General features: G+C 49.7%; 6 protein-coding genes. 1 reads left to right on the plus strand and 5 read right to left on the minus strand.

Going from position 1 to position 12633, the window contains the following annotated elements:
• Positions 1-640: 640 nt before the first annotated feature.
• Positions 641-1813: a transposase gene (locus tag HRE53_RS19410; protein ID WP_235107614.1), complete on the plus strand. Its 1173-nt coding sequence runs from the start codon at positions 641-643 to the stop codon at positions 1811-1813.
• Positions 1814-1865: 52 nt separating this feature from the next.
• Here HRE53_RS19410 and HRE53_RS19415 read toward each other — a convergent pair whose 3' ends face one another.
• The 5 genes from HRE53_RS19415 to HRE53_RS19435 all read right to left on the minus strand — a co-directional run bounded on the left by HRE53_RS19415 (position 1866) and on the right by HRE53_RS19435 (position 12566).
• On the minus strand, positions 1866-3971 hold the full coding sequence (locus HRE53_RS19415; protein ID WP_235107615.1) for a hypothetical protein: 2106 nt from the start codon (positions 3969-3971) through the stop codon (positions 1866-1868).
• Positions 3972-4317: 346 nt separating this feature from the next.
• Positions 4318-6018, minus strand: coding sequence for a right-handed parallel beta-helix repeat-containing protein (locus HRE53_RS19420; protein ID WP_235107616.1), 1701 nt, complete (start codon positions 6016-6018; stop codon positions 4318-4320).
• Positions 6019-6140: 122 nt separating this feature from the next.
• Positions 6141-10229: a TonB-dependent receptor gene (locus tag HRE53_RS19425; RefSeq protein ID WP_235107617.1), complete on the minus strand. Its 4089-nt coding sequence runs from the start codon at positions 10227-10229 to the stop codon at positions 6141-6143.
• A complete protein-coding gene (locus HRE53_RS19430) occupies positions 10229-11764 on the minus strand; it encodes a hypothetical protein (RefSeq protein WP_235107618.1) in 1536 nt (511 codons plus the stop codon). Before HRE53_RS19430 ends, HRE53_RS19425 begins: the two co-directional genes overlap by 1 nt.
• 241 nt (positions 11765-12005) lie before the next feature.
• Complete coding sequence (locus tag HRE53_RS19435; protein WP_235107619.1) at positions 12006-12566, minus strand: hypothetical protein; 561 nt, start codon at positions 12564-12566, stop codon at positions 12006-12008.
• Between the last annotated feature and the right edge of the window lie 67 nt (positions 12567-12633).

Consider the following 12633-nt stretch of genomic DNA (forward strand, 5'->3'; position numbering starts at 1 on the left):
CTTCACCTCATTCACTCAGAAGAGGTAAAGGGCTATTCAGTAGACTTTTTCTGTAGCTATAGTTGACCATTTACAGAGAAAGTCGACCATCTATGGCTATAGTTGGCCTGCCAAGAGATATTTTTGCCATTAGTAAATAAAAAGACGCATTCACTTTGATGTGCTGCGTCCCGGAATATTACTAGTGGCATGAGCGACTCAAATACCTCTCCTTGGAGCCCATGGTCATATTGATCAAAATTTGCTGGAGACCTGTTAATGCTCTTTAGCAAGCGTTCGTTATTACGAGCTGAACGATCACCATAAACAGAAGACGTTGGGTCGTCTTGGTTTGCAATTCATATTTGCGTCCACGGCAACGACCCAAGCCCATACTTAATGTCTATCCCACTCTCACTCCTTGGGCGGTTATAAACTTGTTCCACGATGCCCACCTCATTGATATCGAGATGGGTGCGTAGGTGGAGAGTAAGCGCTGTCATCAATTCCTGGTAAAGAGCTAGGCATTTGATGCGGCGTCGATTAGGTATGGAGCTGATTGCCTGACAGAAGTAGGTCAAAGCCTTTATTTACATAGTTTATGAGAAAAGAGTGGAGAGACATGTGAGGCTAGATTTAATCACAAATCAGCGTTATTCAAATGTCAGGCCCCACCCAAATTTATCGTCAACTGTTTTCCTTTTTACGTCAACACAGCCATTATCGAGATTTGCGCCATCTCATTGCTCTGGGCTGGATGGTAAGCGCGTTAATCTGTAGTGAACGCTTAAGCTTATCTGCCTGGGAATCCTATGTTCCCTGCCGAGCCAGAAAAGCCCAAAGTGTCGAGCGTCGGTGGCAACGATTTATAGCCAATCAACGCATTGATATTAACAAGCTATATGTACCTCTAGTCCTGCTAGCCCTTAAGAACTGGCAATCTCATCGTCTATACCTGGCAATGGATACAACGGTGTTATGGAATGAATATTGCATGATTCATCTATCCGTCGTCTGCTGTGGCAGAGCAGTACCGTTGTTGTGGAAAGTATTAGAGCACAAGAGTGCAGCTGTCGCTTTTGAGGAATATCAACCGCTATTGCGCCAGGCCCGTTGGTTATTGCGGCAGCATCCAGATGTCATGGTGTTAGCAGATCGTGGGTTTGCGAACCATCAACTGATGAGCTGGTTACAACAGAGCCATTGGCATTACTGTCTGCGTGTCCCTTGTGATGTCCTTCTCCATGGTCCACGTCAATGTCCAAGAGAAGTCCGACAATTGTGGCCATCCAAAGGCGAAGCCCTCCTCTACCGCAATGTCGGTCTTTGGGAAGATGGCATCTATCGGTGCAATCTGGTGTTGGCTAATATCCGAGGAGTGAAAGAACCATGGGCGGTGATTACAGATGAATCACCCACGCTACAGACCTTGTGGCAATACGCTTTGAGGTTTCGGGTCGAAGAATTATTTCTCGATAGTAAGTCTGGAGTGTTTGAGCTAGAAGAGTCGAAAATTCGCTGTGCTGATGCATTAGAGAGGCTTTATCTGGTTGCTGCTGTGGCACTGCTATTCAGCACGACTCAAGGAATGGCTGTTCACATTAAAGGGCTGCGCCAACAGGTTGATCCACATTGGCGGCGAGGCATTAGTTATCTCAAAATTGGATTGCGATGGCTCAAGGGGGTAGTCCATAAAGGACGGGAGTTGTTGATGCCAGTCCCCTTGCTCTGCCATGATCCACAACCGTGTTTTGCGTCTAAAAAAGCTCAAAAGAAACACTACAACAAAATCTGGTTCTCTCGCATCCGCTCTTTACAGTGCAAGGCTTTATGAGCAGGGGAAGGCGAAGATCTGTCAGGCAGTCAGGGTATGGAGTCCTAGTGACCTACTTTACCTTAGCCCGGAATTTTAATGCGCCATAGGAAGTGGTAGGTGTTCCTGGAGCAGTCGATTCAGGTAGATTTCCTAAATTGATCACCACGGCACCATTGTCTTCTGCTTGGGCAGGGGCATTATCACAAGCAGCAGGGAGGGTTGAACCAGGTGGATAATACTGCGCAGTATCACCATCTGCATCATTGGTATAAGACAAGGGGGTGCCGTTATACTCCACTGCAATGCCTCGATTAGCCCCTACACCACCGCTGGGAGCTGGGGTTACCGAGTTATAAGCGTCTGGGATAAAAGTCTGAAAGCTGGGGACTTTATCGCATAACTGAACATCTACTGCGGCTTTATCACCTGTGGATAAGAAATAAATGGTGTACTCAATCTCATCTCCCGGTCGTGTTTCACCCCCATTGGTCGCACCGAGTAGATAGGTGCTGGGAGTTGGCCAATATTCTGTATCTAAAGGCGTCGGCGCAGGACTATCGAGGGTATTGTCATCGTACGGGTAGTTGGGATCATCAACATAGACATTGAGATTGGTACTGCCATTGGTGGTGAGGCCATTGACCCGGGTAATGCGCTTAACCAACAACACATTGGGGTTATTGGTGACAGGTGTATCGGTCGTTTCGATAACTAATGGCGTGGTACTACTACTGCTGTTGCCGAAAACATAAGTATCGATATGCCGGAGGTTTCCAAATCCACCTGAGCTGAAATTGCCCCAGGTGTGCTTACCTGCAGGGGTATTGGAGAGTGCACCATTGGGTAATGTAGTGGTTGCGCCAGCAGGATTCCCTAGACCCGTAATATCATCCCAATAGACCAGGGTATTACTGGTGTTAGTATTCGAAGATGCTCGAAAAATCGTGAGGCCATTTTGTGCGCCACCTCCGCTGGTTTCAGCATCCGTTGCCACAAAATGATATTCACCCAGTCTGACTTGCACCTGAGCATTGTAGTTTCCGACTGGTAGGGTATTGCCGTTAGCATCCTTACCATCCCACTCAACCGATGTCTCCGCATTGGCTTGAGTTGTGCCTAGCAGGAGTACATCCCCGGGGCCATAGATGCCATCTGGGCCATTGCCATTGCCATCATCTGTGTCAATGATGATGCCATAGGTGCCATCAACGTTACTGGTAAATTTGAAGAAGCCTGTATCTTGTACACCTGGAGTTGCCGTTGGCGAGAACGTAAAATCAACCCCAGCACTGTCTTCGAATCGTAGATTGGAAATAACTGGGGATTGGGCGGGGGGTGGACCAATATTGAGGGTTGGATAGCTGAGATAGACTTTATATTGAGGAGTGGCAGAGTTGCCACTGATAGGAACACTCAAACCCGCAACATTGTTACCCGCAGCATTGGGGGAATCCACCCCCAGCTCATTGGCAATAATCTCGTAGGCAAAACCTGCAAAATTATTCAGGTCCAATTGCCAGACAAAGTTGGTATTGGGGAAGCCGCCGGGAACTGGAACGTAATAGTTCGTGTCTGCAGCAGAAGCTGAACCAAAAGAATTACCTCGAAAACCCCAAATATAAGTCCAAAGACGCCCTTGATTGAGTCTGGGATCTGGATCTGTTGTGGTGTCAGGGGTGAGGGTGATATCGAAGCGATTCAGCGTACCATTATTCCCGTTTTGAGAGGCGTTGAATAAGCGGATCTCATACGTACCAGACCCTTGTCCACCTGCGGCACTATCAGAGTCATACCGAACTAGCGGGTTGGTAATGACTCCATTCATATCACTAGTGCAAGAAATATTGTTACCAACAGAGCCAGTATCTGCGACTTTAGTGCCTAGAGGGGGAAGGGTCGTGAACTCATTAAAGGTTCCGGGAGGATGGTAATAAATTTCTACTTCAACTGAATCAGCATTACTCCGTCCACAGGCAGAGACATTAATAACTTCTCCAGCCTGAACGTCAACATACAATGGTCTATCCTTCTGGGTGATGCCTGAAGAAGAAGCACCACTATAGGTCGAATCATACTCTAGCAAGCCTTGAAATTGAGTAGGAACAGAGTTGGTTTCATCGCGAAGTTCAAGCTGATAGGAACCTTCTGCCAGAGCTTTAGAGGGTACCCACAACATTCCCAGGGTTGTCCCTGCCAGGGCTACTTTGGTGATCCAAGATGGGACCCGAAGGTACGTTCGATTCTTGTTTGATGTTGAAAAATTTTGATGAGAATTTAGTTTTCTCGCAATTGCATAAAGGTGGTTCATAATTCTAACAGAGGAAAATGGAGACGTTCTACCACCCAAATCGAGCCTTAACCAGAATTATTCACAGTTGATATAAGCATTCATGAGGAAAGTCCTAACAGCAGCCTGAAATAGGCTAGTGTAGGGCTCCACACAAATGGCTTTCGAGAACTTCTCGAAAGCGTCGTGAATAATTCAGTTAAGGGGAATTAAGCAATTTAGGTTTTATGTTTGGCTACTTAAGGTCTATTACGATCGCATTGCGGGCCGGTTCAGACGTTCCATAGTCAGGGTGAATTGCGATCGCACTGAATCGATCACCTGCATTGGCATCCGTGAGAGTGATGGCAAACCGCCCCTCTTCATCGGATTTGACCATGGTCACTGGCTCATTGAGAGGACCTTGCTTACCCTCTTCCATGACCTTGTACAGCACAATTTCTGTCCCTGGATCGGCTTCCCCATCTAGGTTGACCGCTCCCTCCATTAAATAAAATTCGGAGCTGAGAAACTGAGGCGTATTAAGGCCTCGGTTGGCGGTATCGCGCTTACGTTGGTCTGAATTGCGTAAGGGATTTGGACCATCCCCTACTTGGTAGTCTTGCACTCTAGTATTGGATCGAGCCGCTAAGTCCACGCGGTTGATGGAGATGCGGGAGAAGCGGTCGAGAAAACGGTTTTCGCGAGCAATCAAATCGATGCTGAGGCCGTCAAGATTAGCAAATCGATTGTCGAGGATAAAGTTGCGCTGGCTCGTGGGATAGGAGGTGATTACAACACCCGGACCCGGTTGGTCTTGGATGGTGTTGTTGACGACATGGTGATTGTCACCCATCAGCAGGATGGCGGCCCGACGGAATCGTTGGCCATTGTCGGCGATCAGATTTTTCTCAATCATGACCGACCCTTCGGGCTTGAAAAGGTAAACAGCGCTGCCCGCATTCTGTTGAATCTGGTTGGTATGGATTTTGGTGCCATCAATATCGCCTTCTAGGCGGATGGCATCAGGCATGCCGGCCAAGCCATTCTGTTCAATGATGTTGTTGGCAATCTCAGTTTGTTCGGCGCGGACGCTGGTAATCACGGCGCTACCGTCGTGATGGGCAATCTGGTTGTTGAGAATGCGCGTGCCAATGGCGTTGTAGATGGAGACCCCAAAGGCGGATCGAGAGCCGGTAGGGGCCGTGCCTTGGGGCGTAATTCCTAAATAGCTCTCCTCAATGAGGATGCCTTGGGGGGGGAGATCCCGCTCGTCATCGTAGGGATAGGTGACTTGGGGGTTATCTTCTTTAAGGCGTTTGGAGGGCAGGAGCCGATGGGCAATAAAAATATCCGCAGGTGGGGTTGTAGCAGTGGTTTGATGGATGGAGGTAAATCCATAGAGACTCAAGGCTCTGACATGGACCTTATCCGCTGCGAGGGTTAATCCCCGAAACACTTCTGTATCTTCGGCTGGGGTCAGGGCAACCACCGGTGCCGGGGCACTGGAATCCCCCTCGGCGAGGGCATAGCCTGCCTGGCTGGTGCCATCAATCAAGAGACCGGGGTTAGTGACGGTGGGCAGCAGGGCCTGCAGACGAATCGTGGTGTTGTCCCTAGGTAAGTCAAAATCAATCCGGCTATGATCTGTACTTGGAGCAATTTGAGCCTGTTCTGCTTCGCTCAGGTCGCCTTTGTTGAGCACGCCGTTGGTAATTGCGATCGCTTCTCTTAAGGTAACCACCTCATCGGCCTTAATTTCGCCATCTAAAGGACTATTAACCGTGACTTGCACCGGAGCAGTAGTCGCTCTAACGGTCTGTGCATGGGCATTCTGGTAAGTACTGATTAGCCCTGCGATGGCCAGGAAAGAGGTTAAGGAAGCCCAGGCAATAGCCATTCCTGAAGATGGATGGGGAAGGCGGGGAGTTGATTGGAGCGTGCCGCGAGATTTCATTATTACCTCTTGGGGATACAAACTAGGTAGGGATTAAATAGGTGTGATGTCATTTAATAGGTGTGATGTCGGAGATAGCACTAAACCTGTCGTTCAGAAGAATGACAGGTTTAGTAGTTCAGCTATCGGACGACTTCAAAACTGGGTTGAGTTTGGGACGCTGCTGGCTCCACGACAACCTCGGGTTCAGACTTGGTATCCACGAGTTCAGCCTTAGGCTTGGAGACTTTAACTTCAGGCTTAGACTTAACTTCAGGCTTGGAAACGTTCGCTTCAGAGGGAGAAGCAGGGTTTGAAGCTTCTTGGACCTGGCCGTTCTCCGGTGCAGACTCTTGCTGCTGGGGAGGAGCCACCTTATTTTCACCGAAGCCAAAATCATCAAAGAGATTGTTGTCTAGCTTCAGGGTGACGCCAAAGTAAGGACCGCTGGCAGAGCGAGAGTTACCAAAGTCACGGTCTCCCACATCTCCAAAAGCGTATCCAGCCGCCAATCGTAAGTTGGGATTGAGGTAGTAACCGACTTCCGCAGAAGCGCCCACCTCGTTAAACCCAGTACTATTTTGGCGAATCCAGCGAACTTCACCGCCAATATCCCAACGGTAGCTAATCCGATAGGTGGCCCGCATTTGAGCTAAGGAAATGCTGCTAGTGCCGATTAAATCCTGAGCCAGGTAAGACTTGCTATGTCGCCAGCCAAACTTGCCGTAGAGTTCCCAGCGCCAGTTGGGGGCATAGATAGCCTCTGCTGAGATCAGATGATCCGTGGAGCCGGTGCCGTTGGCAAATAGTAAGGTATCAGGAATCGTGGAGGGATTCTCGCGATACTCATAGCGGAGTAAGGCGTTGAACTTATCACTATCGGGATTCCGATAGGCCACACCCACTTTCAAGTCTCGGGTTGTACCCAACCCAGCCAGGGTTTGGTTCGAAGCACTAGCTTGTTGGTAGCTGGCCAAAACCGTGAGGTCACGGGTGGCTCGACCTAAGGCATTGGCTGTGATGATGGTATTGCTGCCCTGAGCGGTATCACTGTACTCAAAACGAGCATTGGCTTGGAAATCAGGGTTGTCTGTATAGGCTAAACCGAGGCTAAAGCTATCGCCGGGGGTTAAACCCAAGGCGGAAGCACCAGACCCTAAAGCAAAGGGTTGGGCAAACTGTTGACTGGCAGCGGTTTGTTGCAATGCAGTGTTAAATACATGCTCGTAGGAGAAATCAGCCCGGAGACCGGGAGCGATGGTCAATCCCTGCTCAACCCCGAAGTAACCGGCCATGCCCAAGTCACCCATCATGGAGAATTGGCCCCGAAGGGTGGTATCCGTGGAGAAGGTATGTTGTCCGGCGATATCTAGACTGGTAATAAAGTCATCATCAAACTGGCCCCCGGTCAGGTAGGTGTTATTCAGACCAATGGTGACCCCAGGGTAAACCTCATATTCCAGACCCACCGAGGTGCGGTTGGGATAAATGGGATCAATTTCCGAAGAGAAGGTGGTCTCGTTCAAGGCCCGCAAGGTCAGTTTCCGCGTGATCGGTATCCGGGCAGTAGAGCGAATTTGGTCAGTGGTGATGTCCTGGCCCGTGAGACGATCCGTGCGATCGCGTCGGACGTAGTCCAGACTCACTTCAGAATCGCCGATCCGCTGGAGAACCCCTGCCGTAATCGTAGTCAGAGAGTTATTGACGGGATTACCAGGGGTGGCGGAGAAACCGGGTTGGATTAAATCTTCAAACAGATCAAGCGGACGAGGCGCAACGCCAAAATTATCCTCATGGTCATAACTGGCTCGCAGCTTGGTATTCCGAGAGACCGCTGCTAGGACTTCTGCCCCGTAGCGCGTTTGACCAGGAACAAAGCTAGTAGTGGCATTGTTGGAGAAGCCCACATCAGCCCGCTTGAAATAAGCTCGACCGGTAATGTCATCTGTCGGCTTCGCTTCAATTTCAACTCGATAAGCATTGCCGCTCACCGGAGTGGCGAAATCAAGGGAATTATTAGAACGAGCATATTCCGCAACTAGGTAGTTATCCTTGCCGAAGGAAACCAACGCATCAGCACCATAGAGTTCAAAGTCTTGGCTACCGCGATTTTCACGGAAATAGGTGGCCCCCACCCAGCTTTCCTGATCTAAGTTCCGAGAGAACGTATACTGGGCGCGACCACCGAAGGTATCGGTATCCGCATTTTCGCCTTCAAATTGGTAAGTGGTGACGATTCGGCGAACCAGCACATAGCCATCATCATCGACATCAGTGCGGAGAATCGGGCGTTGGAATTTCAACGTACCGCGATCATAATCTACTTCATAGTCAGCCCCGCGACTTAACCGCTCTCGCTTCAATACAGTACCGGGGCGATTGAGTTCTTCCAGCTCTAGGTAAACTTGCTCACTCCCTGGAATCAGCAACCGTCGAGATAAGAAATAAAATCCGCTAGTCCCATCGGGAGCAATGGTATCTCGCTGGAAGCCTTCAGTGTTATTGCCGTACAGTGCCGTGAGCTGCAGATTACCGATGTTGTAATTGCCCTTAAAGCCATGTAAAGAGCGGCTGGTGGCGGTAAATAACTGAGAGGACCGAGAAAATTCTTCCGTATTGTAATCACCCCACATGAAGTAATCACTGCCGGCACCGGGGACCGGTGAGGTCCGTTCTAACCTTACAAATAAGTTATCGGTGGACGGAGCCGTCACATCCGTGATTGAGTTATCCCCGTAGGTGGCGTAATTGTTGTAATCACATTCTGTCCCAGAGGCTTTGAACAGGGTCGTTTCGCCGTTGCAGTCCTCATTTAGAGGGCGAGCGCTATTAAAGGCACCGGTCAATAACCAATCGCCAATGGAGGTAATACCAAAGGCTTGGGCACGAGCATCGACTTCATACCCATTGTCACCGTCTACAGGTAGGAACTCGCGGAAGCTGTCGTAAAAGTTGGTGCCCCGACGACCGATCCGGACATCTACAACCCCGGTTAACAGAGCCGAAGGCCGAATGGGAGTGGAAAACTGAAACTGATGGAACCCTTCCATATTGGCAGCAGTGGCCCGAACTCGCACCAACCCTGCACTAATGCTCGACTGTAAGTCAGCGGTGAATTTACCATCAATGGCTTCCACCTGGAACCCAGGAACATCGGGTTTGTTATCGGTACCAACGAATTTTCCTGATGTGGCTTCTAGAGTGACAATCGCATCCCAGTTCGACTGGTTACCATTCGAGTCCAGCAAGTAACCCAAGACCTGAGCCGTGGACCGACCATCAGCAGGAACTTTGTTTTGAGCTGTGCGCACCTTAATCTGGGTAGGTTCACCAGGAACTTCTACTTGGATGGTGGCACTGGGGGTCTCTTGACCGACTTCGTTCACCGTAATGGTATTGACGCCTGCGTCTAGGATGACCCCATACCAGGTTTGCCGCACTTTTTGAGTCGCAGAATTGGTCTCAGTTCGACCCACTTGAGCGCTATCAACAGTCTTACCATTGACCCGTAGCTCAACTTTTTTCTCCGTGCCAAATTCAATAATGACGGTTGCAGAAGGTTTATCAACAACGCTGCCTGGTCCAGGGGTCAGAATTGAAATGCCTGAAGCTGGCGTAGTTGCTGGAGCTTGAGCCGTTGTAGGTGCTTCAGAAGAAGCAGAAGCAGGTGTCTCAGGCACATCCGAAACTTGGGGCGTGTCCTTAAGGGGGGATGTTTGGGGCTGAGGTGTGGCAACCGCAGGTTGTGTTTTAGCGGCTGCCTCTTCAGCGATGGCTTCAGTTGTCACTGCTTCTTGTGGGATAGCTTCAGTGGTAACTGCATCTTCAGCGGGTTGATCACCAACGAGGAGTGTCTCTTGTGCCAGGCTTTCAGGGGCAGCTTCTGCAGCAGGAGTTATTTCCGCTTCAGGGGCAACTGGCTGAGGTTCCCTAGCGGTTGTTTGGGGTTCACTAACCGTCTGAGGTTCGTCAGCAATGCCAGAATCAGCCACGACCTCTTCGATAACAGGCTCTGGGGTAAGAGCTTCGTTAATGGACGGCTTTTCGACACTTAAGGTTGGTTCAGCTTGGCTAACGGATGGCTTTTCTGCACTCAGGGTTGATTCGTCTGCAGGCTTAACTTCTTCAATGGCTTGGGCATTGGCCAGAGTAGGGGTTAAGACAACACTGGTGCCTGCGACAATTCCGAGAAGTCCAGTTTGCATCCACTGGGAAGAACGTTGATGTTTCATTATTTGGACTCCTCCTGGAAGGTAGGTGTGACACCGAAGTTCATGCGTACAGTGCTACCGGGAGAGAGTTTGACCAAACGCGAAGGGCTATTGCTTTCTATAAATTGGAGATTGGGTGCCAAGGTGTAACCGGGCAATGTGGTTAGGTCCAGAGCGCCGGTGCGAGGTCCAGGCAACACACATCTGACATGGAAGAGGCCATTCTCATCGGTTGTAATGCGATTGCCGTCATCCATCCAGACCACAGCATTGGGAACGCCAGGTTCTCCCGTTTGCTGTTCGCCATCAAAGTTTTTGTCAACAAAGACTCGACCTAAAATATTGCCACAGTCTGTAAGAATGCCTGGGTTCACCCGTACGCGGTGAACTACGGGGCCATCCCGGACATCTAAGTTGTTATCCACTCGGAATCCTAGAACCGAGGCGGAATTCCTGCCATCGCCTCTAATCGCATCTGGGGTGAGTTGGGCCGCATAGACGACATTGATCACGCCTTCTAAGGGGATGACTGCGTCGGTTCTAAAGGTGAGATTTTGGCCGTTTTGCTCAACCGTAATGGGAACTTCTGCTCCGTCTAGCGCCCCCCTGACTGAGTTGGGGAGTAACTTAAATCCGGCGGGTAAAATATCTTGCACCGAGATGGTGTCTAGCTCTCCATCCGACAGGTTGCGCAGGGTCAGACGGTAAATCACTGAATCTCCGGGGGCAGCATTGGCCCGGTCCCCAGATTTACTGATTTGAATCTGATTGGTCTGGCATAGGGCGGAAGAGAAGTTTAGGGCCAATAACTGCAACGAGATGCGCTCAGCATCGCCAATGGTGGTTACCGTATCTTCAAAGTTGATGGCTCCTTCTGCGGCGATGGGCAAACCATCGAGGGAAGTAGCTGTATAGGTAACTAAGTTACGGTTGCCCGTCGGTATGATAGATGTAATCGTCAGACGAACTCGGCGCTGATTGTAAATGGACGCGTCCGGTGGTGTGACGACTAAGATGTAAGATTGACCAACAGAGAGCTGTCCCCGACTAGGGTCTAGTAGATAGCTATAGGTTCCTTGGTCTGCATTGCTAAGGGGGAACGGATTTAAGTTAGACCCATTGGGGGTGATTCCCAGGGGAATACCATTATTGGGAAGATCAGGAACTTCCGTTCGAGTCAGCGAAACTAAACTACCCAGTTCCGATTGGGTTGGATCGGTGGGATCGATATTGTAGAGACCAACCGTAAATCCGGTATAGTCCGCGAGAGGTTCTCCGCCACAGCCTAAGACTTGTCCACGAGGGTCGAGCAACGAAGGGTCCAACACATTAGCGATTGGATTGGTGAAGCTTTCAATCAGCGTGTCAGTATTGGGATTGGTGTAGGAATATGAAGCGGTGTTATTGAGAAGATCTCTGGAATCTTCTTCCTCCGTTGTTTGGGCCCAAGATATTGCAGAACTCGAGAATAAACTGCTCAAAACCAAGGTTGAGGTCAGAGCACGAGCCCACCTGGGGAAGGATTGATTGGGGAATGACAAGTGAGGTGGTCTCACGGGAGATATCTCCTCTGGAACAATCGGATAGAATCGCTGACTCTTTACAAGGTTGAAAAACACTGTTTTTCAGGTTCAAAAAGATGTAAATGCAGTATTTTTGGGTATAGGATCCCTATCAGGCCGCGATTTGAGCCTGAAAACAGCATTTTTGCTGAAAAATAATAAAGCTTAAGGCAGTTTGACCAGAGCTATGGATGAACCGAGGGAATGCTGGGATTCACCCATAGCTCCAAATTCGTTACTGAACTGCTACTTCATAGACAGCTTGTACAGAAGCCATGGGCTTGAGGGATTCACTATAATCCCACTGAACATGGGTGTAAGCCTCAGCAGGGGCGGGTTCCATTTTGACTGTGCCGTCGGGCTGAGTTACTTCAACCATGGGCTTTGTAGAATAGGACTGGCCACCGTCAATGCTGTAGGTGAGCTTGGCACCGTTGGCGCGAGCAGAGTCCAAAACAAAAGCAGTTTTGTTCGGAATAGGCTGGTTGATGGTTAGCTCAGCAGCTGACTTGTCTCCAGCATTCTCGCTCAGCAAGGTATAGCGGAGGACATCACCAGGACGGACGGTGACATTGCCTTCTGCAGCATCCCAAGTAATTTCTTGCTTACCTTCAGCATCAGTAGTGATGATTTGCTTCTCTGCCGAGAGCACCATCTTTACCTTGGGCTGGAGGATTTGCTGGACTAGGGCTTCGCCTGCTTTCTGCAAATTGGCAAGAACAGGAGTGCTGCTAGCGAAAGGAATGGCGACGGCTACTGCTAAGACACCGAGACCGATTGATAGACGACGTTTCATGATTGGAAAACCTTTTGAATTCAGAAAAAATGCAGTAAGAAAAAAGTATGAAACCGTTAAGAGAGTC

The organism is Acaryochloris sp. 'Moss Beach' (assembly GCF_021497025.1).
Classification (GTDB): domain Bacteria; phylum Cyanobacteriota; class Cyanobacteriia; order Thermosynechococcales; family Thermosynechococcaceae; genus Acaryochloris; species Acaryochloris marina_A.